22 protein-coding genes and 1 tRNA gene are annotated in these 22,438 nt (G+C 59.9%); 12 read left to right on the top strand and 11 right to left on the bottom strand.

Annotated features, from left to right (window positions below):
* Positions 1–41 precede the first annotated feature (41 nt).
* The 11 genes from TM49_RS13580 (at position 42) to TM49_RS23470 (ending at position 8,550) form a co-directional block, all read left to right on the top strand.
* Complete coding sequence (locus TM49_RS13580; protein ID WP_045685230.1) at positions 42–1,229, top strand: phage baseplate assembly protein; 1,188 nt, start codon at positions 42–44, stop codon at positions 1,227–1,229.
* Between the two features lie 55 nt (positions 1,230–1,284).
* Positions 1,285–1,806 carry a phage baseplate assembly protein V gene (locus TM49_RS13575; protein WP_082074738.1) on the top strand — a complete coding sequence of 174 codons (522 nt, stop codon included), beginning with the start codon at positions 1,285–1,287 and terminating at the stop codon, positions 1,804–1,806.
* Positions 1,807–1,849: 43 nt separating this feature from the next.
* Entirely contained in the window at positions 1,850–2,326 is a 477-nt protein-coding gene (locus tag TM49_RS13570; protein WP_244464727.1) for a phage GP46 family protein, read from the top strand.
* A complete protein-coding gene (locus tag TM49_RS13565) occupies positions 2,323–3,477 on the top strand; it encodes a baseplate J/gp47 family protein (protein ID WP_045682006.1) in 1,155 nt (384 codons plus the stop codon). The genes TM49_RS13570 and TM49_RS13565 overlap by 4 nt, the downstream gene beginning before the upstream one ends.
* Positions 3,474–4,067, top strand: coding sequence for a putative phage tail protein (locus tag TM49_RS13560; protein WP_045682004.1), 594 nt, complete (start codon positions 3,474–3,476; stop codon positions 4,065–4,067). Before TM49_RS13565 ends, TM49_RS13560 begins: the two co-directional genes overlap by 4 nt.
* Positions 4,068–4,778: a phage tail protein gene (locus TM49_RS13555; RefSeq protein ID WP_052699841.1), complete on the top strand. Its 711-nt coding sequence runs from the start codon at positions 4,068–4,070 to the stop codon at positions 4,776–4,778.
* A 14-nt stretch (positions 4,779–4,792) separates the two neighbouring features.
* Positions 4,793–5,440, top strand: a complete 648-nt coding sequence (locus TM49_RS13550) for a DUF4376 domain-containing protein (RefSeq protein ID WP_045682002.1) — start codon at positions 4,793–4,795, stop codon at positions 5,438–5,440.
* A gap of 146 nt (positions 5,441–5,586) precedes the next feature.
* The gene (locus TM49_RS13545; protein ID WP_045682000.1) at positions 5,587–6,402 is read left to right on the top strand and encodes a DNA adenine methylase; all 816 of its coding nucleotides are present in this window, start codon (positions 5,587–5,589) and stop codon (positions 6,400–6,402) included.
* Positions 6,403–6,448: 46 nt separating this feature from the next.
* A complete protein-coding gene (locus TM49_RS13540) occupies positions 6,449–7,222 on the top strand; it encodes a dCTP deaminase domain-containing protein (protein ID WP_045681998.1) in 774 nt (257 codons plus the stop codon).
* Position 7,223: 1 nt separating this feature from the next.
* Positions 7,224–7,577: a hypothetical protein gene (locus TM49_RS13535; RefSeq protein ID WP_045681997.1), complete on the top strand. Its 354-nt coding sequence runs from the start codon at positions 7,224–7,226 to the stop codon at positions 7,575–7,577.
* Entirely contained in the window at positions 7,546–8,550 is a 1,005-nt protein-coding gene (locus TM49_RS23470; RefSeq protein WP_144409560.1) for an oxidoreductase, read from the top strand. Before TM49_RS13535 ends, TM49_RS23470 begins: the two co-directional genes overlap by 32 nt.
* Positions 8,551–8,721: 171 nt before the next feature.
* Here TM49_RS23470 and TM49_RS13530 read toward each other — a convergent pair.
* The 6 genes from TM49_RS13530 to TM49_RS13505 form a co-directional block, all read right to left on the bottom strand.
* A tRNA-Leu gene (locus TM49_RS13530) sits at positions 8,722–8,806 on the bottom strand.
* Between the two features lie 282 nt (positions 8,807–9,088).
* Positions 9,089–9,358: a hypothetical protein gene (locus TM49_RS13525; RefSeq protein ID WP_045681996.1), complete on the bottom strand. Its 270-nt coding sequence runs from the start codon at positions 9,356–9,358 to the stop codon at positions 9,089–9,091.
* A gap of 673 nt (positions 9,359–10,031) precedes the next feature.
* Positions 10,032–10,739, bottom strand: coding sequence for an ABC transporter ATP-binding protein (locus TM49_RS13520; protein WP_045681994.1), 708 nt, complete (start codon positions 10,737–10,739; stop codon positions 10,032–10,034).
* An 11-nt stretch (positions 10,740–10,750) separates the two neighbouring features.
* Complete coding sequence (locus tag TM49_RS13515) at positions 10,751–12,049, bottom strand: lipoprotein-releasing ABC transporter permease subunit (protein WP_045681991.1); 1,299 nt, start codon at positions 12,047–12,049, stop codon at positions 10,751–10,753.
* Positions 12,050–12,133: 84 nt separating this feature from the next.
* A complete protein-coding gene (gene proS / locus TM49_RS13510; RefSeq protein ID WP_045681989.1) occupies positions 12,134–13,453 on the bottom strand; it encodes a proline--tRNA ligase in 1,320 nt (439 codons plus the stop codon).
* A gap of 491 nt (positions 13,454–13,944) precedes the next feature.
* On the bottom strand, positions 13,945–14,208 hold the full coding sequence (locus TM49_RS13505) for a DUF1467 family protein (RefSeq protein WP_082074737.1): 264 nt from the start codon (positions 14,206–14,208) through the stop codon (positions 13,945–13,947).
* Positions 14,209–14,354: 146 nt separating this feature from the next.
* Here TM49_RS13505 and TM49_RS13500 point away from each other — a divergent pair, with 146 nt between their 5' ends.
* Positions 14,355–15,011 carry an HhH-GDP family DNA glycosylase gene (locus tag TM49_RS13500; RefSeq protein WP_045681985.1) on the top strand — a complete coding sequence of 219 codons (657 nt, stop codon included), beginning with the start codon at positions 14,355–14,357 and terminating at the stop codon, positions 15,009–15,011.
* Positions 15,012–15,014: 3 nt separating this feature from the next.
* On the opposite strand, the gene TM49_RS13495 is transcribed toward TM49_RS13500, so the two are convergent.
* Genes TM49_RS13495 through nuoL form a run of 5 tightly spaced genes read right to left on the bottom strand, consistent with a single transcriptional unit; the run spans position 15,015 to position 22,436 of the window.
* A complete protein-coding gene (locus TM49_RS13495; protein ID WP_045681983.1) occupies positions 15,015–16,688 on the bottom strand; it encodes a ribonuclease J in 1,674 nt (557 codons plus the stop codon).
* Between the two features lie 16 nt (positions 16,689–16,704).
* On the bottom strand, positions 16,705–17,457 hold the full coding sequence (locus tag TM49_RS13490; protein ID WP_045681982.1) for a biotin--[acetyl-CoA-carboxylase] ligase: 753 nt from the start codon (positions 17,455–17,457) through the stop codon (positions 16,705–16,707).
* Between the two features lies 1 nt (position 17,458).
* Entirely contained in the window at positions 17,459–18,898 is a 1,440-nt protein-coding gene (gene nuoN / locus TM49_RS13485; RefSeq protein WP_045685226.1) for an NADH-quinone oxidoreductase subunit NuoN, read from the bottom strand.
* Between the two features lie 17 nt (positions 18,899–18,915).
* The gene (locus tag TM49_RS13480) at positions 18,916–20,427 is read right to left on the bottom strand and encodes an NADH-quinone oxidoreductase subunit M (protein ID WP_045681981.1); all 1,512 of its coding nucleotides are present in this window, start codon (positions 20,425–20,427) and stop codon (positions 18,916–18,918) included.
* Entirely contained in the window at positions 20,427–22,436 is a 2,010-nt protein-coding gene (nuoL, locus tag TM49_RS13475; protein WP_045681980.1) for an NADH-quinone oxidoreductase subunit L, read from the bottom strand. The genes TM49_RS13480 and nuoL overlap by 1 nt, the downstream gene beginning before the upstream one ends.
* Positions 22,437–22,438: the final 2 nt, after the last annotated feature.

Genomic DNA, 22,438 nt, shown 5'->3' with positions numbered 1-22,438 from the left:
GGATACCGGTTTTCCGTCCGGGCATGCGCAGGGACAATGCCATGATTGAGGTGACGATCGACGGCGCACTATTCGAAGGCTGGACCGGCGCGGAGGTCGAACTCGACATGAAGGAGTTCTCCGCGCGCTTCTCGCTCTATTGCCACGACCAGGAGGCCTCGGCGGCGGCGCTCGCCCATGTCCACAGCGCCAAGAACAAACGTCTGCAGCGCCGCGCGGCCGTGTCGATCAAGGTTGATGGCGTCACCGTGCTGAACGGCCGGATCGAGAAGCGCTCGTCCAATATCGAGGCCGCCTTCGCCGATATCACCGTCGAGGGCCGTTGCAAGCTTGGCGACCTCGTCGACTGCACCGCCCTCGTCGATGACACGCCGGCCGAGATGCACAATGTGAAACTGGAGGATGCGGTCGCGCGGATCATCAAACCCTATGGCATCGGCGTGCGTACAGAGATCGACACCGGCGCGCCGTTTCCCCGCTACAGCATCGATCTCGACGAAAGCCCGTTCACCGCGATCGAGAAAGGCGCCCGCCAGCGCCAGGCGCGGGTTCTCTCCGATGGTATCGGCAATGTGGTGATCACCCGCTCCGGCGGCACCCGCGCTGCCGACGCGATCACGCTGCCAGGCAATGTGCTGAAGGCCTCGATCGATGAGAGCGACGAGCAAAGCTATTCGAAGACGATCGTGCGCGGCACCAGCGAGCGTGCCGGCAAGAAGCGCGGCAAGGCAAGCCTCGACACCACGGCCGAGCCGCTTCTGCCGGCCGATCGCGCCGCCGGCGATGGCAGCGCCACGAGAACCGAGCGAGCGGGTACGGCCGTCACCGGCATTGCCGAGGATGAGGAGATCGGGCGCTACCGGCCGAAGGTCTATCTCGCCCGCACCAAGGCCGATCACGACAGCGCCAGGGCCGAGGCGGAGTGGCGGCGCAACACAGCGCGGGGTGCGGCCGCCGAGGTCACCTATATCCGGCGCGGGCATTCGGTGGAAGGCAAGCTCTGGCGGCCGAACACGATCGTGCCGGTCTCGGATGCGTTCAACGACATCAACCGCGACATGCTGATCTCGAAGGTGACCTTCATCCAGAACAATGACGACGGCCAAATCACCAGCCTCGGCGTCATCTCGCCGGAGAGCTTCGAGAAGGGCGAGCCCAAGAAGAAGCAGCGCAAGAACAAGGTGGCCAAGCAGAAGAAGGCGCTCGACACGACGGCGGAGAGACTATGAGCGCGGGCAGGAAAAGTTGCAGACTTTTCCGTTCGCAACGCGCGGAAGGAATAAAATGACAGAGACCAATCGCGGCATGATCCGCCGCTCCGTTCTGAAGAATGTGAAAGACAACGGCGCCGTGCAGACGGCCTCCGTCGAGGTCGCCGATGGCGTCTGGCGCCACGATGTCGAGGTGATGCAGCCCTATGGCTTCGCCGCCCATGTGCCGGAAGACGGCGCGCTGGCGATCGTGCTTGCCGTCGGCGGCGATGAGGGCGACCTGGTCGTGCTGCCTGTCGCCAATCCCTCCGCGCGCATGGGCGGGCTGAAGGAGAACGAGGTCGGCCTTTACAACAGCGGCGGCGATCGTATGGTGCTCAAGGCCGACGGCACGCTCGACATCAAGACCGGCGCGCAGATCACGATCAAGACCGATGCCGGTGTGTTCATCACCGCGCAAATCCTGAAGGTCGAAGGCGACATCGAGGCGAGCGGCAATGTGACCGACAAGAACGGCTCGATGCAGGAAATGCGCGAGCAGTATAACGGCCATGGCCATCCCGGCGGTCCCCCACCCACTCCGCAAATGACCTGATGCCCGCAACGGCGGGCATGATCGGCTCACGCGCGCGCGTGTCATGCTCGCGCCCATGTTTTGCGATGTTGCCCTCATTCTCGATCAGGATGCCCGCGCCTGCGATATCTCACTCGGCGCCGATGGCGATCTTGTGATCGACACCACGCCCGCGACGCCGATGCTGATGTCGATCGGGCTCGACGCCCGCGCGCTTGCCGGCGACACGCTGCCGGATGGCCGCTCGCAATGGTCGGCCAATCCCTCCTCCTTCCTCGAACGCCGCGGCAGCGCCGGAGACGCGCTCGATATCGACGGCCGCTTTTCCGGCTCTAGGCTCTGGGAGCTTTCCCGGAACAAGCAGACCGAGGAGACCCGGCTTCTCGCCGAATACTTCGCCGCCGAAAGCCTGTTCTGGGCCGAGGATATGACCGGCGAGACGGCCGAGGTCGAAGCCTGGTGGCATGCCCGCAATCTTCTGCGGCTGCGGTGCTCGGTTTCCGGCGAGGCAATCGAGATCACCAAGAGGGTCGACCAATGAGCTGGCCCGTTCCCTCCGCCAAGACGATCGCGGCCCGCATGGCGGCAACGCTGGAGGCCGGCCTTGCCGGGGTGCTCGACGCAAAGGCTATTTCCTACACACCGAAAGCGATCTCGTTTGCGGTTCGCTCCTCGCGCGGCCTGCTTGCCTGGATCTTGCGGTCGGTCTCGCTGGAGCTCCGCTCCATCCATAGCCATGTGGCCTGGTGGGGCCGGCAATATTTCGTGGATACGGCCGAGGATGAGTTCGTCCTGCGCCACGCCTCGATCTGGGGCGTCAAGCAGCGCGGCGCGACCTATGCGGTCGGCTCCGTGGCGATCACCGGCGAACCCGGCACGGTGCTGCCGGCCGATCTTCAGATGACCTCGTCGGAAGGCCGCGTCTTCGCCCTCGATGTTGAGACCACGATCGGCGCGGATGGCACGGTGACGGCGCCCGCGACGGCGGCAGCCGCCGGGACCGCCGGCAACTACGAAGCCGGCATTCAGCTTTCAACGGTCGAGCCCTGGCCGGAGATCGACACGATCACCATCGCCGTCGCCTTTTCCGGCGGCGCCGACGAGATGCCGGTCGCCGAGCTTCAGTCGGCGACCATCGCCCATATTCGCAAGCCACCGCAGGGCGGCGCCGGCTACGATTATTCCGACTGGCTCGACGACAAATTCGCGATCAAGGCGGTGCGGATCATTCCCGATGTCGTCGGCCGTGGCTCCGTCGGCGTCGTGGTCGCCATGAAGGACGAAGACGGCATTGGCCGGGCGCCGAGCGATGATGAGCGCGCCGCGATGCTTGCCCATCTCGGCCGGCCGCTGACGCCGGAGGGCGTTCGCCCGGTCACCGCCTATGTCAGCGTCCACGCCGCCGAGATCGTCGCCGTGCCGCTCACCGTCAGGATCAGGCCGGACACGCCGGTGGTACGCGCCGCGATCGAGGAGGCCTTCGGACGGTTCATCGCGACACTTGGCGATGACGACGACACCGGCAACGACACGCCGATCGGCGCGACGATCGAAGTCTCCCGCCTCTCGGAGGAGATCTCGGCCGCCAATGGCGAATATGCCCATGACCTGATCGTGCCGGCCGAGACCTACACGCTTGGCGCCTATCAGTTCCCGGTCACGGGCGCGATCAGCTTCGCGGAGGCGGAATGAGACGAATCGCCGATATCGTCCGCTCGCTTCGCGCCCATTGGCCGCTCGGCTTTGCCCGGCCAAGGGCGGGCGGCTTCATGGATGCGCTCTTTGCAGCCTTCGCCGGCGAGATACAGGAAGGCGAGCGGGTCGCCGCCGCCATGATGGACGAGATCGACCCGCGCACGGCCGATGCCTGCCTTGCCGATTTCGAGCGCGTGCTCGGGCCTGATCCGGCAAAGCGCGACCTGCAGCTCGCCGGCATCGACGAACGAAGAAGGCTGGCCCACCAGCGCTGGACTGCCAAGGGAGGCCAGTCCGTGCCCTATTTTCTCGGCATCGGCGAAGTGCTCAACCTCGACATCACAATCACCGAGTTCTGGCCGTCACGGGCCGGTGTGCTGCGTGCCGGTACGCCTCTGATTGCCGAGGGCGAACAGTTCACCTGGCTGGTTTCGATGCCGGCCGTGGAGGTGACCGCCTTTCGCGCGGGTGCGAACCGGGCCGGGCATTCGCTTGCGGCATTTCAGGTGAACGGTTCGGCCGAGGCGTATTTTTTGCTCATAAAACCGGCGCATACGCGCCTCATTTTCCAGTATTCGGGAGCTTAGATGGACCGGATTACAGGCACGGCCGTCGTCGATTTGGGCAACGGCAAACGAGGGTTTCAGGATCAGATACTGTCGACCGGAGGCGGCAGCCAGGAAGGCACTGTGGTTACGGCCAAGTGGCTGAACAGTGTTCAAGAAGAGCTGCTGAACGTGATCGTTCAGTCTGGCCAACTTCCCGACGATGGCGACCTGACGCAGCTTTCGAAAGCGATTGCCGAGATGATCCGCAACACCGTTCCACCGGGTACCGGATCCACCTGGTACACCAACGAACCTCCAGCCGGTTGGCTCGAATGTGACGGCGCCCTGATATCGCGAACGGCATATGCTGGACTGTTCGCCGCGATCGGGACAACCTTCGGCGGCGGTGACGGCGCCACGACATTCAAGCTTCCGGATCTTCGCGGTGAGTTTCTGCGCGGATGGGATCACGGTCGCGGCGTTGACGCTGGCCGTGCATTCGGCTCTTTCCAGAAGGGGACCCTGGTCGGTGGTTACGATGACAATGTTGATGGCGCGAACGGGTCTATCGTCCAGGGAAAAAGTGAGGGCGCGGAGATCGGCGCGGACCCGGTCTATCCGGGGCAATACACGCAAACAGTCACCGTTTACGGCAGTTCGGACCCGACCGTCGTGTTCGCCAACATGAACTCGTGGTACGCGGTCACGCGGCCACGCAATATCGCTCCCATGTTCATCATCAAATACTGAGACGGAGGTGGATCATGAATATTTTCCATTATGCGCCGGAAACCGGCGAACTCGTATCCGGCTCGGTTGCGCGTCTTGACCCTCTTGAACCTCATCGATTTCTGATCCCAGCCTATGCCACTGACCTCGAGCCGCCAACGGCGGCCGATGGCGAGGTCGCGGTCTTCGCGGAGGGGGCATGGTCTTTGAGACCGGATCATCGCGGACAAACATGGTTCGACGATGAAGCGAACCCGGTCGAGATCGACTTCATCGGCGCTCCCGCCGTCCGCGGCCTTGTTGCCGAAAAGCCGTTTATACCGCCCACCAAGGCAGAGTTGTCTGCATATGCGGCACGGAAGTCATGGGAAACCCGTATCGAGGGGCCTTTGATCAATGGCGTCCGTATTAAATGCGACGGCGAAGCGATCGGCCTGATCAACGGTATGGCGGCACTGGCCGAACGGGATGCCGACCGAACATTCTCCTTCGATGCGCATGGGGATGGGACGGCTGTTCTTTCGCTCACGGCGGTCGAAGCGATCGCCATCGCAGAACGGGTCGGCGAATTCGTGCAATGGACCTTCGACCGGCGTGCGGACGTCTATGCCGCAATCGACGCCGGCACTGTCTCAAACCAAGCCGAGGTCGACGCGGCCTTTGCCGGCATGGACGAAGAGTAGCAAGCGGGTGGCCATGGCCTCACGGCCATGGCACGGCGGGATCAATTATTGCGGATCGACCCGCCGGGCAGCAACATACGATAACTGCCACACCCGTGCCCCGGAAGGGGCAACACAATTTGTGGCTGAGTCGTGAGATATTTGAAATGGTAAATCAGCGCCCGGTCGCCCCGGTCGTTCCCGCAGCCGGTTATATCGGCGGCAAGCGCATCCTGTCGAAGACCGTTATCCGCAAAATCAACGCGACCCCGCATGATGGCTATGCCGAACCCTTCGTCGGAATGGGCGGCGTGTTCCTGCGCCGCGATCGCCAGCCGAGGACGGAGGTGATCAACGATATCAGCGGCGACGTCGCCAACTTCTTCCGCATCCTGCAGCGGCACTTCCCGCAGTTCATGGATACGCTCCGCTTCCAGATCTCCGGAAGGCGGGAGTTCGAGCGGCTGATGAAGACCGATCCCACGACGCTGACCGATCTCGAACGCGCCGCCCGCTTCCTCTACCTCCAGCGCCTCGCCTTCGGGGGGAAGGTGTCGGGCCGGAACTTCGGCGTCAGCAAGACCACCGGCGCCCGCTTCAACCTGGTCAAACTCGCCTCGACGTTGGAGGACATCCACGAGCGCCTCGCCGGCGTCGTCATCGAATGCCTGCCCTGGCAAGACTTCATCCGCCGCTACGACCGGCCGGGCATGCTGTTCTATCTCGACCCGCCCTATTGGGGAAACGAGGCCGATTATGGCGCGGGCGTCTTCGGCCGGGAGGATTTCGAGGCGATGGCGGAGGCCTTAGAGGGCCTTCAAGGAGCCTTCATCCTGTCCTTGAACGCCGTTCAAGGCGTCTTCGAAACCTTCTCACGGTTCGCGATCGAGGAGGTCGATTGCACCTATTCGATCTCGGAGAGGAATGGGAAGGGCGTGAAGGAGGTGCTAATTTCCAATAAAATCTTGTCCTGGAGTGCGTAATATTGTTCATATCACGGAGAATTTTGGCAATTGATGCGGGGATATAGTGCCTACTCTTAGCAATAACGAAATTGAAGCGGCTATTGAAGCTGGCCAACTGATACTAAATGCCGATGCGGAGATGGTGGAAGCCGCTTCCTATCAACTACGAATGGGGAACGTGTATTACGACCTTTCTGAGGATGCCAAACGAATTCAACTGAAACCAGGACAGCGAGTTCTAATAAAGCCCGGGCATCGTGTGGTGCTTATTACCGCGGAAAGGCTTCTGATACCGGACGATATTATAGTCAGAGTGATCAGCAAAGGAGCACTTTTCAGCATTGGCCTAAGCCCTGTCGCAACCTATGCAGATCCTGGGTTTCAGGGAAACCTCGGCCTAGTGACGATGAACATCGGAGACAAATATATCGAGTTGCCTCCGGGAGAGCCTATCGCAAAAGCTGAGTTCAGCAAATTATTGTCGCCCTCAACAAAACCCTACGTCGGTCAGCACGGGTTCCAGGCCGGCATTTGGCCTTTGAAAGACCACCTTCAGAAAGAATACAATGAGGTGAAGGGCGATGAACGAGTTTCTGTTGAGAAGGAGGAGGCTTTCGCTTTGCTACCCCAGGCAACTCGGACAGTTATTCGTGACCTCGAATTTTTCCGCATTTGCACCATCATCGGTCTTGGCGTAGCGATCGCCATCAACGCTACGGCGCTCTTTTTGGCCGGCACGGGACTTATGAGTAATTTTTCTGCGGTATTAGTGAATCTAATTTCTACTGTTCTTATCAGCTTGTTTTTAACCCTAGTTAATAGAATTAAGGAGAAATAAATTGGAACTCTCCGAGATTGTAAAAATTCAGATTGATGCGGATCGCCAAAGAGGATTCTCGGTTGAGTTCTCTTCAGATCGGGCAAGACGCGACCAGTTGATGAAAGACACCGTTGGCCTAATCGGAGAAGTCGGAGAATTCGCCAATAGGCTCAAGAAAGTCGGACTGGCTCTAGACAACGTCAAGTACAGGGGCCCCTCTCTAGAGGACGAAGCTGTTATGCTTCGCGAAGAACTCGCCGATGCGACGATTTATATCATGCGTTTATCGGTGATTTTAGGCGGCGATCTCGAGAAAGATGTTCTTGAAAAGATGAGGGCCAATGGCCGAAGATATGAGTATCTCCAAGGATAAACGAGTCTTTTTCGTTGGTATAAACACGGGGCTCCTTACGTCTGGCATGCCCGACAAGAGATATGTTGAATTTTATGAACTTCGAAGCTCGAAAGATTTGTACTGCGCAATTATTGGCAACGTTGTGGTTCCAGATGGCTACGGCACCAATTCGGCTACACCGGTTCTAACCCGTGATCGCATATGGCCTGATCTTGCCAAAGCGGTTAAGGCCAGGGGTACTCGTCCTGGCATCCAGCTTTCGACGACTTGGTCAGGATATAAAGGTGCCAGGAAGTTTGTCGCTAAAGATGCTCGTGAAGTTATTAGGGCCTCTCGCGATCTCGTAAATGCGATCGACGATAGTTCGGTCGAAAAAATCCTCAGTTCCTTTGAATTGGCTTCAGCTATGGCCTTAGATCAAGGCTTTGAGCATATCCAAATCCATGCCGCGCATGGCTATCTTCTTGGCTTATTAGTGGACAAAAGGATCTACGCCAAAGCGGAGAAAGTACTTGAATGGCTGGCAGTTCAGTCCGCTCGGCTCAGATCGATGGGCAGTGAGACTTCGATCCGTATTTCACTTCGAAGCGGAGAACCAAATTTTGACTCTCATGGCCGCGAAGTTTTTTTGACTGACATAGTCGGCACGGGGTTTGACTTGGTCGACTTATCCTCCGGGTTCTACAATATTGATAAGAGACTTATATATCCTAGCAGAGAAGAAATCATTTCGGAGCGCTTCGCAGACGGCCTATCAGTGGCAAGTCATTTCCCAGACCAGCAGTTTATTATGTCAGGAAGAATTTTCCCGAAAAGGAAAGAGTTACCATCGAACGTCCACATCGGGCTCTGCCGAGATTTGCTGGCCAACCCTAACTTTTTGAGTGAACCCGAGTGGGGATGTAAAAATAACGGGAAGTGCCACTATTACTCTCGGGGCGAAGAGCATGTTTCATGTCAGAGATGGACCGAAACAACAGGTCAAAGATAGCCACTTCCGGCAATTTATGTAATTGTGCTGCTGCAAAACCAGCTGTCAAAATTGCAAAACCGCGCGTCACGCTACATACACAAAAAGCACAGATCAGGCAAGACCTGAAAATTAAACAAAAATAAAATATTTTATTTTCAATAGGTTAGAGCGAAAAAAGCTCTTGAATGTTGGTGCGCGTGGAGGGACTCGAACCCCCACACCTTGCGGCGGCAGGACCTAAACCTGCTGCGTCTACCAATTCCGCCACACGCGCATCGAGCGAAGCAAAAAGCCATTGCGTCGAATATCCACGCCCTTCTAGGCGAGAGACAATGGGGATGCAAGCCGGAATGACGAGGCAGACGAAGGTGATTGCCATCGGGGCTGCAGGCGCGCCATCACGGCGAGGGGAAAATAGGAAGAAATTCTTATCTTGGACCCCTGACGCAGGTTCCACGTTGGCGGAACAACCTCCGGAGGCGGATATGGGCTTGCCGCGGCAATGCGCGTTTTCCGCCTCCGGATAGGGCTTTCCGCCCGTCTTCGGGCGGGCCGATCATGCGTCCTGATCTCCTTCGGTCTCGAAGCGTTTCTTGACGTCGTCGATGATCATCATCAGCGCCTCCCGCTTCGACTGACACCCCCTCGCCCGACCATACTGATCAATGAAATCAGCATGTTCGACGGTGATGACCGTCGACAGACTGGTCAGCCCCCTCTGCTTGAAACCACGGCGGAAGTTGCGCATATAGCGGTTCCACGCCTCTCGCTCCTCGTCAGAACGCGCGAACTTCTGACTGTTATCTCCTGTATCTCCCTGCGACATGTTTGCGCCCTTCTCCTGATTGGACTGTGTTGAACCTTGTGAACGCGCGGCCGGTTGCAATTATATCCAAAGTCAACCTTAAGTAAATGTTCTGCATGTTGTGATTTTTTACGTGTATATATTCGATATATATTATATTTATACATGTGACGTATTGATTTTATACTTATATTTTGAATGTAATATGCGAATAAATAACGAATGGATATTCATCACTTGTCCGGAAAATTAAGTTTTTTTCTTCAAAGTGAGACGCCGCGCCTTACGATGGATTTTACGGACGATACATTCCCTCCAGATATTCCCGCTCCGGTTGTTACCTCAATAATAGGAAATTATTCCTATTTGACAAGTGGGAATAGTCGTTGGCACCCGGCTTTCGCGATTTCGAACGGGTTCGTCATCGGCAAGGCAGGAAGGACAGGCGGGAGGGATCGGGTGCATGGCGTCCCTGCGCGGGCATCAGCCCTCAGGACCGCCGCAACGGGCATGACCGGGTGCCGATTTCAACGGGCGCTCCAGGAGCAGGCAGTATGATCGTCGCATGTGGTTGAGGGAAAAGCCTCTCTTTTTCGTCCCGAGGGGGAGAGAGGCTTTTGGGGAAGAGCTGGGCGGGAAAGCGGCAAGCGAAGGCAATTTGCGCCTTCCGCCTGCGGGCAAGCGAAGCTGTAGCTCAGCCCGCCGCCGGGTTGCTCACAGCATCCGCATCAACGACGTGACCGTCGGAAAGCGTCACCCGGCGATCCATGCGGGCGGCGAGATGGAGATTGTGGGTCGCGATCAGCGCGGCAAGGCCGGACTGGCGCACCAACGCCTCAAGCGCCTCGAAGACATAGCCGGCGGTCTCCGGATCGAGATTGCCGGTCGGCTCGTCGGCCAGCAGCAGGCTCGGCGCATTGGCGACGGCGCGGGCAATGGCGACGCGCTGCTGCTCGCCGCCGGAGAGTTCGGCCGGCCGGTGCTCGCCGCGATGGGCGATCTTCAGGTAATCGAGCATCTGCTCGGCCCGCTCGCGCGCCTCGGCGGGCGTCAACCCCGCAATCAGCTGCGGCAGCATGATGTTCTCACGGGCGGAGAATTCCGGAAGCAGATGGTGGAACTGGTAGACGAAGCCGATATCGTTGCGGCGCAGCGCCGTGCGGGCGGCATCATCGAGGCTCGTCGCCGCGCGGCCGGCGATGAACACCTCCCCCGCGGTCGGCTTCTCCAGCAGGCCTGCGATCTGCAGCAGCGTCGACTTGCCCGTGCCGGATGGCGCGACAAGCGCCACCATCTCGCCGGGATTGATGGTCATCGAAGCGCCGCGCAGAACCTTAAGCACGGAATCGCCCTGCCCGTATTCCCGCTCGATCGATTTCAGTTCAAGTGCCGGTGTCGCCACGCTGCTCTCTCCTACTCGTAACGCAGTGCCTGGACCGGATCGAGGCGCGAGGCGCGCCAGGCCGGAAAGATGGTGGCCAGGAAGGACAGGCCGAGCGCCATCAGCACGACGGTCGCCGTTTCGCCGAAGCTCATCTCGGCCGGCAGGGTGCTCAGGAAATAGACCTGCGGGTCGAAGATCACCGTGCCGGAAATCCACGAGAAGAACTCGCGGATGGATTCGATGTTGAGGCACACCACGACGCCGAGAACGAGGCCGGCCAGTGTGCCGGTCAGGCCGATGGCGGCCCCGGTCATGAAGAAGATGCGCATCACCGCGCCGGAAGAGGCGCCCATGGTGCGCAGGATCGCGATATCCGGCCCCTTGTCCTTCACGAGCATGATCAGGCCGGAAATGATGTTCAGCGCCGCCACGATGACGATCAGCGTCAGGATCATGAACATCACGTTGCGCTCCACCTCAAGCGCGGAGAAGAAGGTGCGGTTGTTCTGCCGCCAGTCGGAAATCAGCACGTTCTCGCCGGCGGCTTCCCTGATCCTCGGGATGACCGCATCGACATCATCGGGGTGATCGAGAAACACCTCGATGCTCTGCACCGTATCGCCCGCATTGAAATAGGCCTGCGCCTGCTTCAGCGGCATGAACAGGATCGAGGCGTCGTATTCCGACATGCCGATCTCGAAGATGCCCGAGACAGGATAGCCCTTGACCCGCGGATTGACGCCGAAGGGGGTGACATCGCCTTCCGGCGAGATCAGCGTGATCTTGTCACCGGAGAACAGGCCGAGCGAGGTCGCCATGCGCGAACCGATCAGCACGCTGTCGCCAGCGGTATAGCCCACCATGTCGCCCTCGATGAGGTGATCGGAAACCGTCGTCAGTTTCAAGAGGTCATCCGGCCGGATACCGCGCACCAGCGCGCCACTGCCAGCCCCTTGCGCGCCGGAAACCAGTGCCTGGCCTTCCACCAGCGGGAAAGCGAGCTTCACGCCCTCGACGCCCTGCAGCCGCTCGGTGAGGGCCTGATAGTCGTTGAAGGGCTCGCCGGCCGGAAGCACCACGACGTGGCCGTTGATGCCGAGGATGCGGCTGACGAGCTCACTACGAAAACCGTTCATCACCGCCATCACGATGATCAGCGTGGCAACGCCGAGCATGATGCCGACAAAGGAGAAACCGGCAATGACCGAGATGAAGGCTTCCTTGCGCCTGGCCCGCAGATAGCGCCAGGCGACCATGCGTTCGAAAACGGAAAACGGCTTGGCCGAAGCGCGCCGGATGTCCTCGATTGTCTCGTCTGCAGCCGCCATTCAGGCCTATCTCCCTCAGGGCCCCGCACCACGCGAAGCCGCCCTGTTTCATGTGTCGCGTGCCGGACCTGCCGGCTCGCGCGCTCAGGCCACCCTTGCGAGCGCCGCCTCGACCGTCATCGTTTCGCGGGCACCGGTCTTGCGGTCCTTGACCTCGACTTCGCCATTGGCGACGCCACGCGGGCCGACGATGATCTGGAACGGCGCGCCGATGAGGTCAGCGGTCGCGAACTTGGCGCCGGCGCGCTCATCGGTATCGTCATAGAGCACGTCCTGGCCGGCATTGGTCAGGGCCTCGTAAAGGCGCTCGGCAACCCCGTCGCAGGCGGCGTCACCCGCCTTCATGTTGACGATGATCGTCTCGAACGGTGCGACCGAACGCGGCCAGATGATTCCGTTCTCGTCATGGGATGCTTCGATGATGGCGGGAACAAGGCGCGTCGGGCCGATACCGTAGGAGCCCATGTGAACGGTATGCTCCTTGCCGTCGGGGCCCTGAACCTTGGCGTTCAGCGGCTCGGAATACTTGGTGCCGAAATAGAAGATGTGGCCGACCTCGATACCGCGCGCGGAAAGCCGCTCGCCTTCCGGCAGCGCATCGAAAACCGCCGCATCATGCATCTCGTCGGTGGCGGCATAGACCGAGGTCCACTTGGCGAAAACGTCCTGCATCGCCTCGGCGCTGTCGAAATCGACATCTTCCGGCGGAATGTCGAAGTTCACGAAATCGCGGTGGCAGAACACCTCCGATTCACCGGTCTCGGCGAGAATGATGAATTCGTGGCTGAGGTCGCCGCCGATCGGGCCGGTATCGGCGCGCATGGGAATGGCGCGCAGGCCGAGCCGGTCGAAGGTCCTGAGATAGGCGGTGAACATCTTCTTGTAGGAATGCTCAGCCCCTTCCCGCGTCAGATCGAAGGAATAGGCATCCTTCATCATGAACTCGCGGGAGCGCATCGTGCCGAAACGCGGACGGATCTCGTCGCGGAACTTCCACTGGATGTGGTAGAGATTGAGCGGGAGCTGCTTGTAGGACCGCACATAGCTGCGGAAGATATCGGTGATCACTTCCTCATTGGTGGGGCCGAACAGCATTGCGCGTTCCTGCCGGTCGGTGATGCGCAGCATCTCCTTGCCATAGGCCTCATAGCGACCGCTCTCGATCCAAAGATCGGCGGACTGCATGGTTGGCATCAGCAGCTCGATGGCGCCCGAACGGTTCTGCTCCTCGCGGATGATGGCGTTCACCTTGTCGAGCACGCGCTTGCCCAGCGGCAGCCAGGTATAGATGCCCTGCGAGTTCTGGCGGACCATGCCGGAACGCAGCATGAAACGGTGCGAAACAATCTCCGCCTCCTTGGGGTTTTCCTTCAGGATCGGCAGAAAGTAACGGGAAAGGCGCATGAGGAGCCGCTTTCTGTGGCAGTCCCGGATTGCCGGGAATCGTGTTTAACCTTGGGTTTCTCCGGCACCCCTTGTAGCGGCTTCCTTTGAGGAATTAAAGTCGTGAAAATCAGCCGGAAAAACTGTGTCGCAGGCCTGCAGACATGCGGTTTGACAAGTGTCAAGGTCTTGAAACGTTGCAGATTGTGCACACTCAATTGTCAAACTGAAAAAGTGCATCCAGTGTCGTAAATTTGCAAAATAAAGGGTGACAAAGCCCAATCCGTAGGCTAGGTTGAGCCCATAAAACAGGCAGGGAGCTTAAATTCTTGCCTTTTATTCGCGGTCAAGTCTTGGGAGGATCGGTCCTGGCGCGCTTGTCGCTGCCCCGGAAACGGAACGGATCACGCGATACTTGAAAAACAAGGCCTGAGGCCTTGTTTTTTTTTGCCTTTCATTTTTTCCACTTAAGCGTTGCTTCGTCCCTCAGGGGCGAGACCCACGTGGTCGCGTCACCACTCAAACAACGCCGCCAGGTCTTCCAGACCAAGGCCGATCACCACGGCAACCACCCACCAGAGCGCAAACACCACCGCCGACACCAGCGAGGTCCACAGCACGACCCGCCAGGGACGGAAGCGCGAAGGTGCGCTCTCTGTGGTGCCGGGAACGACGTCGCCCTCCTCGTCCTGCGTCCGCAATCCGAACGGCAGCACCGCAAACAGCGTCACCCACCAGATGACGAAATAAACGGCAAATGCGGAAAACAGCGACAATCGATTGCTCCGTGCAAGAGGTGAATATCGGCGTGTGCAGTTAAGCCGGTTCGCGCACGGCATGCAAGCGCGGCAAGGAACCGCTTCGTTCGGTGGTACGTTACCTCCGAAAGGGCCGTTTCGGCCCGCGAATATGGAGGTACGCCATGAAAACCGACAAGCAGAAAGCCATCGCCAAGGCGGTTCTCGAACGCTATCCCGAGAGTTACTCCGAGATGCTCGGCATCGACCTCGCCAAGAACACGCCCGCACCGCTGTTTCAATGGCTCAATTGCGCGCTGCTGATGAGCGCCCGCATCAGCGCCAGCCAGGCACAGCGCGCCGCCGGCGCCCTGTTTACTGCTGGCTTCACCACACCGGACAAGATGGCAAAGACCAACTGGGACGAGAGGGTGAAGGTGCTGAACAAGAACGGCTATGCCCGTTATGACGAAAGCACGGCGCGCTACATTGCCGACACCACGGCAAAGCTGAAGGAAGATTACGGCGGCGACCTGCGCAAGCTGCGCGAGGAGGCCGGGCACGACCCCGAGGCCGAACGCAAGCTCCTGAAGGAATTCAAGGGCATCGGCGATGTCGGCGCAGATATCTTCCTGCGCGAGGTGCAGACCGCATGGGACGAACTCTACCCGTTCGTCGACAGCCGCGCCGCCAAGGCCGCCGAAAACCTCGGCCTGGATCCCGCTCCCAAGGCGCTTTCACGGCTTGCCAACGGACCGGGCGAACTGGCGCGTCTGCTGACCGGCCTTGTGCAGACCGATCTCGACAATGCCGGAAACGATATCCTGAAGGCGGCGGCCTGAACCTCAGCCCGCCTTCGTCGCGAACACCGTCACGACAGGCTTCTTGCCCCAGCATTCGTTGGCAGCCGCCCGTACCGAGCGGCGCACGGCCTCCTTGATCATGGCAAGGTCCTTGCGACGGGAGCGCGGAATGCTCTCGACGGCGCCGAGCACGGCGTCGAAGAGCACATCTTCCATCTTCTCGTCATCGTCATCAAAGCCCGGCAGGCCGATCGGCACGACTTCCGGGTCGCCGGCGAATTCGAGCTTGGAATTCAGCACCAGATTGACGGCGACGTGGCCGACGAAGGAGAGCTTGCGGCGCTCGCCGATACCCATCTCGTCGAAACCGCCGATGAGCTTGCCATCCTTGAAGATACGGCCGGCCTCGACCTGGCCGATGACCTCAGGCTCGCCCGGCGCGACGCGCAGCATGTCGCCGTTTCGCACCTTCGGCACATGCCGGATACCGCTCTGCTCGCCGAGCTCCTTCTGCGCCGTCAGGTGCGCGGCCTCGCCATGCACCGGCACCAGAACCTCGGGGCGGACCCACTCATACATCTGCTTCAGCTCATTGCGGCGCGGGTGGCCGGAAACATGCACCAGCGCCTCGTTATCCGTCAGAATATGGACGCCCTGCTCGATCAGGCCGTTCTTGACCTCCTGGATCGCCTTCTCATTGCCGGGAATGGCGCGCGAGGAGAACACCACCAGATCGCCGGCGGCAAGCGCCACATTGCGCATCTCGTCGCGCGAGAGCTTGGCCAGTGCCGCGCGGCTTTCGCCCTGCGAACCGGTGAGGATCGCAACGACTTTCTCGCGTGGAATGTAGCCGAATTCGTCCTCGTCGATGAACGGCTTGACGCCTTCCATCAGCCCGATGTCACGGGCGACCGCAACGGCGCGCTTCAGCGACGAGCCCAGCAGCAGCACCTCGCGGCCCGCCTCCTCCGCCGCCCGCGCAATCGAGCGGATGCGGCCGATATTGGAGGAGAAGCTCGTCAGAGCCACCCGGCCCTCGGCATTTTCGATCACCTTTCGCAGGCTTTCGGAAACTTCCTCCTCAGACGGAGAAACGCCATCGCGCAGAGCGTTCGTCGAATCGCACATCAGCGCCAGAATGCCCTCGTCACCGAGTTCGCGGAACCGGTTCTCGTCGGTCTTCGGACCAAGTGACGGCGCGTGGTCGATCTTCCAGTCGCCGGTATGGACGACGTTGCCGAGCGGCGTGCGGATGCAGAGCGCCATCGGCTCCGGGATGGAGTGGTTGACCGCCACGGCCTCGACTTCGAACGGCCCGGCATTGATGCGATCGCCGGCACGGAAAATCGTGACCGGGATTTCGCCCATCGAGGCTTCGTATTCGCGCTTGGCTTCCAGCAGGCCGGCCGTAAACGGCGAGGCATAGATCGGCACATTGAGGCCCGGCCACAGATCGGAGATCGCGCCGAAGTGATCCTCGTGCGCGTGGGTGATGATCATCGCCTTGAGATTGGCACGCTGCTCGCGCACGAATTCGATATCAGGCAGGATCAGGTCGACGCCCGGCAGTTCCGGGCCGGGAAAGGTCACCCCGCAATCGACCATGATCCATTCGCGCTTCTTCGCCGGGCCGTAGCCGTAAAGCGCGAGGTTCATGCCGATTTCGCCAAGGCCTCCGAGCGGGAGAAAGACCAGTTCAGCGTTATTGTCCGCCATTTCAGCGTTATCCAATTCAGGTGTCGAAAAAGACATCGCCGGCAGCAAATGTGCGCGTGCCTTTTTCGGTTTCAACTATCAACATGCCGGCATCGTCGATACCGGCGAAACGCCCCGAGACCTGCTCGCGGGCGAGGTTTACAATGATGCGCTCGTTGAGGCCACAGGCCGCTCGCCGCCAGCGTCGCATGGTTTCGGCAAGCCCTGCGCCCTCGCGCCAGATTTCGATCTCATCGGCCATCGTCTGGAACAGATGGGCAAAAAGCACGGACGGATCCGCGCCCGCCACATAATCGGCAATGCGCGCGACCTCATAGGGTACGTCATCGGGCCGGAAACCGACATTCACGCCGATCCCGATCACCACGGCAAACCGGCCATCCGCCAGATGTTCGGCTTCCAGCAGAATGCCGCAAACTTTCTTCCGGTCAATGAGGACGTCGTTCGGCCATTTGATGGCAACTTCACCGGTATGGCCAGCGAGCATCTCCGAAATCGCCCGCTCCACCGCTACCGCGGCAACCAGAGGCAGTGAGCTTGCCACCACCTGCGGGGCCGGATCAACAAGCAGAAGCGAGGCATAGAGATTGCCTCGCTCCGAAACCCAGTTGCGTCCACGCCGGCCACGTCCGCCGACCTGACGTTCCGCCGTCAGCCACAGCCGGCCCGGATCGCCGGCCCGCGCCCGCTCCAGAGCCTCCGAATTGGTCGAGCCGACCGTATCGAGAGCTTCGTGACGGTAGCGGGCGGCGGGATTTTGTCCCGCCATCCTAGAACAGCGCTGCGGCAGCGGCCTGCGCCGCGGCATTGATGGACCCGCCGATCAGCAGGTAGCCGATCGCGAACAGGCCGCTCAGACCGTAGACGAAGCGCAGTTCGCCGGGCGTGCGGGCAAATTCGACCGTCGGCTCGTCGAACCACATCACCTTGACCACCCGCAGGTAGTAGAAGCAGGCAACGACCGAGGTCGTGACACCAATAATGGCCAACACATAGAGATGCGCTTCAATGGCGGCAAGGAAGACGAAATACTTGCCGAAGAAGCCCGCCACCGGTGGCACACCGGCAAGCGAGAACATCAAGATGGTCAAAACGACGGCCATGACAGGCCGGGTCTTTGAAAGACCGGCGAGATCATCGATATTCTCGACGTTGCCGCCTTCCTTCAGACGCATGGCCATGATGATGGCAAACGCACCAAGCGTGGTGAACAGGTAGATCGCCATGTAGATCGCGACACCGGAGACGCCCATTTCGGTGCCCGCCGAAATCGCCACAAGGGCATAGCCCATATGGGTGATCGACGAGTAGGCCATCAGACGCTTGATGTTCCGCTGGCCGATCGCGGCGAAGGCACCGAGTGCCATCGAGGCAATCGCGATGAACACCGTGACCTGACGCCATTCGGACATGGCAGGGCCGAAGGCCTCAATCAGGAGGCGCACGATGATCGCCATCGCCGCAACCTTTGGTGCCGAGGCGAAGAAGGCCGTTACCGGTGTAGGCGCACCTTCATAGACATCCGGCGTCCACATGTGGAACGGCACGGCCGAAATCTTGAAGGTGATGCCGGCCAGCACGAAGACCATACCGAAGATAAAGCCAAGACCGGTATTGCCGGCGCTGATCTGCTGGGCGACAGCCTCGAAACCGATATTGCCGGTGAAACCGTAGATCAGCGAGATGCCGTAGAGCAGCATGCCGGAAGACAGCGAGCCAAGCACAAAGTACTTCAGACCTGCCTCCGTCGAACGCAGGCTATCGCGGTTGATCGCGGCAATCACGTAGAGCGGCAGCGACATCAGCTCGAGGCCCATGTAGAAGGCGAGCATGTCGTTGGCCGAAACCATCAGCAGCATGCCGGTGGTCGAAAGCAGCATCAGCACCGGGAATTCGAAACGGTCGAGGTATTCCGGTTCCTCGTGGCCGACCGACAGGATCATCGACAGCGCCGCACCGATCAGCACCAGCACCTGCATGAAGCGGGTGAAGGCGTCGAAGGCAAGCGAGCCGCCGAAGGCAAGACCATTACCAGCCAGAAACAGCAATACGCCTGCTGCCACGAGCAGCGCAACCGCGAGCCCGAGAATGGTCGGGCCGCTGCGACGCCCGGCAAAGGCGCCGATCATCAACAGGACCATGGCACCGAGCGACAGCACCAGTTCCGGCATGATCAGTTTCAGACTTGAAAGAAGAAGTTCCGATGTCATGTCCAAAAGATCCTGTCTCAATTAACCGGCAGCACGATGTTCTGCGTCGATTGCAGCACCGCGGCATAGTGCTGGACAATCTGCTCTACCGAACCATGGATCACCCCAAAGATCGGCTGCGGATAGATACCGAAGAAGATCGTCAGTCCGATGAGCGGGTAAAGCACGAACTTTTCCCGCGTCGTAAGGTCGAGCAACGCCTTCAGGCTGTCCTTCTCCAGCGCACCGAAGACCACGCGACGGTAGAGCCACAGCGTGTACATCGCTGAGAGAATGACACCGGTGGCCGCAAACACGGCTGTCCAGGTGCTCACTTGATAGACACCGATGATTGTCAGAAATTCACCGATAAACCCGGAGGTTCCTGGCAGGCCGACATTCGCCATGGCGAAGATCAGGAAGGCCACTGCGAACCGTGGCATGTTGTTCACCAGCCCGCCGAAGGCCGCGATATCGCGGGTGTGCATCCGGTCGTAGATGATGCCGACGCAGAAGAACAGGGCGCCCGAGACGATACCGTGCGAAAGCATGAGGAAGATCGAACCTTCGATACCCTCGACCGTCGCTGAGAACATGCCCATCGTGACGAAGCCCATATGGGCGATCGAGGAATAGGCGATCAACTTCTTCATGTCGGTCTGCATCAGCGCCACGAAAGAGGCATAAACGATGGCGATGATCGACAACGTGAAGATCAGCGGTGCGAAATAGTAGGACGCATCCGGGAACATGGGCATCGAGTAGCGCAGCACACCGAAGCCGCCGAGCTTGAGCAACACGCCCGCCAGCACGCCCGAGGCCGCCGTCGGCGCCTCGACGTGGGCATCCGGCAGCCATGTGTGCACCGGCCACATCGGCATCTTCACCGCGAACGAGGCGAAGAAGCCGAGGAAGAGCCAATATTGTAAGTGTTCCGGGAAGGTGTAGTTCAACAGCACCGGCACGCTGGTCGTGCCCGTCACCCAGTACATCGCCATGATCGACAGCAGCATGAAGATCGAACCGGCGAAGGTGTAGAGGAAGAACTTCAGCGATGCATAGACGCGGCGCTCGTGGCCCCAGATGCCGATGATCAGGTACATCGGGACCAGGCCCGCCTCGAAGAACACGTAGAACATCACGATATCGAGCGACACGAACACGCCGATGATCAGCGTTTCGAGGATCAGGAAGGCGATCATATAGGCCTTCACCCGATAGGTGATCGCTTCCCAGGAGGCGAGGATGCAAAGCGGCATCAGCACCGTGGTCAGCAGAATGAACATCATCGAGATGCCATCGACGCCGAGGTGATAGCCGATGCCGGTCCCAAGCCAGGGATGATCCTCAAGCATCTGGAAACCGGGATTCGTGGGATCGAACTTCACCCAGATCAGCAGCGACACCAGGAAGGTGAAGACCGTGGTCAGCAGCGCGACATTGCGGATGTTTCTAAGCCCGGCCTCGTTGTCGTCGCGGGTGAACAGGATCAGCACCACGCCGACGAGCGGCAGAAAAAGGACCGTTGAAAGAATTGGCCAGTCGCTCATTACAGCGCCCCTCCGAGCATCATCCAGGTTACAAGCGCGGCCAGGCCGATCAGCATTGCAAACGCGTAGTGGTAAACATATCCGGACTGCAGCTTCACGACACGGTCGGTAATGTCGGACACAAGCGAGGCAATCCCGTTCGGTCCATACCGGTCGATAAAGCCGACATCACCCTTCTGCCAGAGGAAGTAGCCGAGCCGCTTGGATGGGCGGACGAACAGGAAGTCGTAGAGTTCGTCGAAGTACCACTTGTTGAGCAGGAAGGCGTAAAGCCGCGGGAACGTCTGGGCGAGCTTGGGCGCCGAAGACGGATTGATAAGGTACATGTAGATCGCCGTGACCGTGCCGAGCAGCATCGCGATGAACGGCGACAGCTTGACCCAGGCCGGAACGTGGTGATGCTCGTCCAGAACCTCGTTGTGAGGACCGGTAAACAGGGCGCCCTTCCAGAATTCGCTGTAATCATGCCCGAAGAAATAGGGCAGGAAGACAACACCGGCGAACAGCGCGCCGACCGAGAGGATGACCAGCGGCGTCAGCATGATCCACGGGCTTTCATGCACGTGGTGCATCACGTCGGACGACGCCCGCGGCTTGCCGAAGAAGGTCATGAAGATCAGACGCCAGGAATAGAAGGCGGTGAAGGCTGCGGCGATCACCAGCATCCAGAAGGAGAAGGAAGCAAGCGGGCTGGCCGAAACATAGGCCGACTCGATGATCGCGTCCTTGGAGAAGAAGCCGGCAGCACCGATCTCGGTGAAGGGGATCCCAACGCCGGTGATGGCGAGCGTGCCGATGACCATCGCCCAGAAGGTGACGGGGATATGCTTCCGCAACCCGCCCATGCGGCGCATGTCCTGTTCATCCGACACGGCATGGATAACCGAGCCGGCGCAAAGGAACAGAAGCGCCTTGAAGAAGGCATGGGTGAAAAGGTGGAAGACACCGGCGCCAAAGGCTCCTGCTCCGAGCGCGGCAAACATGTAGCCGAGCTGCGAACAGGTCGAATAGGCAATCACGCGCTTGATGTCGTTCTGCACCAGGCCGACCGTTGCCGCAAAGAAGGCGGTGATCGAGCCCACCAGGGTGATGAAGGTCAGCGCCGTCGGCGACAGTTCGAAGACCGGCGACATGCGGGCAACGAGGAAGACGCCGGCGGTCACCATGGTCGCAGCATGGATGAGGGCCGAGACCGGGGTCGGGCCTTCCATGGCGTCGGGAAGCCAGGTGTGCAGCAGGAACTGCGCCGACTTGCCCATCGCGCCCATGAACAGAAGCAGGCAGATCGCGGTGGTCGCCTGCATCACGTCGAGGTTCATGCCGAGGAAATGTAGCACGGTGCCCTGGCCGGTGGCCGCCACAGCAGCCTCGTGGTTATCGGCAAGGTTGCGCGCAGCCTCGAAGATCGGATCGAATTCGATGGTGTGTGCCAGGAAGAACAGGCCGGCAATGCCGAGCAGGAAGCCGAAGTCGCCAACGCGGTTGACGATAAAGGCCTTCATCGCGGCAGCGCAGGCCGACGGCTTCTTGTACCAGAAGCCGATCAGCAGGTAGGACGCAAGACCGACGCCTTCCCAGCCGAAGAACATCTGCAGCAGGTTGTCTGCGGTGACCAGCGACAGCATCGCAAAGGTAAAGAACGAGAGATAGGCAAAGAAGCGCGGGCGATGCGGATCGTGATGCATGTAGCCCACCGAGTAGAGGTGGACGAGGCAGGAGACGGTGTTGACCACCACCAGCATGACCGCTGTCAGCGTGTCAATGCGCAACGACCATGTGGCGTTGATGCCGCCGGAATTGATCCACTGCATCACCGGCACATGCAGCACGTAGCCTTCTTCATGCTGCAGGAAGCCGACAGAGATGAACACATACCAGGACAGGACGGCAGCAATCGCCATCAGGGTGATCGTCAACCACTCGGTCGCCTTGGCGCCGATGCGGTTGCCGAACAGGCCCGCGATGAGAAAGCCGATCAGCGGCAGGAAAATGATGAGTTTGTAAATCATCG

This window comes from Martelella endophytica (assembly GCF_000960975.1).
Lineage (GTDB): Bacteria > Pseudomonadota > Alphaproteobacteria > Rhizobiales > Rhizobiaceae > Martelella > Martelella endophytica.
Note: the sequence above shows the minus strand (reverse complement) of the source record. Positions and strands in the feature narration are given on the sequence as shown.

Coding starts and splice junctions, on each gene's coding strand:
- TM49_RS13490 (WP_045681982.1), bottom strand. CDS start 17,457: ATGGCGGGACAAAATCCCGCCGCCCGCTACCGTCACGAAGCTCTCGAT.
- TM49_RS13495 (WP_045681983.1), bottom strand. CDS start 16,688: ATGGCGGACAATAACGCTGAACTGGTCTTTCTCCCGCTCGGAGGCCTT.
- TM49_RS13500 (WP_045681985.1), top strand. CDS start 14,355: ATGAAAACCGACAAGCAGAAAGCCATCGCCAAGGCGGTTCTCGAACGC.
- TM49_RS13545 (WP_045682000.1), top strand. CDS start 5,587: ATGGTAAATCAGCGCCCGGTCGCCCCGGTCGTTCCCGCAGCCGGTTAT.
- TM49_RS13575 (WP_082074738.1), top strand. CDS start 1,285: ATGACAGAGACCAATCGCGGCATGATCCGCCGCTCCGTTCTGAAGAAT.
- TM49_RS13480 (WP_045681981.1), bottom strand. CDS start 20,427: ATGAGCGACTGGCCAATTCTTTCAACGGTCCTTTTTCTGCCGCTCGTC.
- nuoN (WP_045685226.1), bottom strand. CDS start 18,898: ATGACATCGGAACTTCTTCTTTCAAGTCTGAAACTGATCATGCCGGAA.
- TM49_RS13525 (WP_045681996.1), bottom strand. CDS start 9,358: ATGTCGCAGGGAGATACAGGAGATAACAGTCAGAAGTTCGCGCGTTCT.
- proS (WP_045681989.1), bottom strand. CDS start 13,453: ATGCGCCTTTCCCGTTACTTTCTGCCGATCCTGAAGGAAAACCCCAAG.
- TM49_RS23470 (WP_144409560.1), top strand. CDS start 7,546: ATGGCCGAAGATATGAGTATCTCCAAGGATAAACGAGTCTTTTTCGTT.
- TM49_RS13515 (WP_045681991.1), bottom strand. CDS start 12,049: ATGGCGGCTGCAGACGAGACAATCGAGGACATCCGGCGCGCTTCGGCC.
- TM49_RS13555 (WP_052699841.1), top strand. CDS start 4,068: ATGGACCGGATTACAGGCACGGCCGTCGTCGATTTGGGCAACGGCAAA.
- TM49_RS13550 (WP_045682002.1), top strand. CDS start 4,793: ATGAATATTTTCCATTATGCGCCGGAAACCGGCGAACTCGTATCCGGC.
- TM49_RS13560 (WP_045682004.1), top strand. CDS start 3,474: ATGAGACGAATCGCCGATATCGTCCGCTCGCTTCGCGCCCATTGGCCG.
- TM49_RS13570 (WP_244464727.1), top strand. CDS start 1,850: ATGCTCGCGCCCATGTTTTGCGATGTTGCCCTCATTCTCGATCAGGAT.
- TM49_RS13580 (WP_045685230.1), top strand. CDS start 42: ATGATTGAGGTGACGATCGACGGCGCACTATTCGAAGGCTGGACCGGC.
- nuoL (WP_045681980.1), bottom strand. CDS start 22,436: ATGATTTACAAACTCATCATTTTCCTGCCGCTGATCGGCTTTCTCATC.
- TM49_RS13565 (WP_045682006.1), top strand. CDS start 2,323: ATGAGCTGGCCCGTTCCCTCCGCCAAGACGATCGCGGCCCGCATGGCG.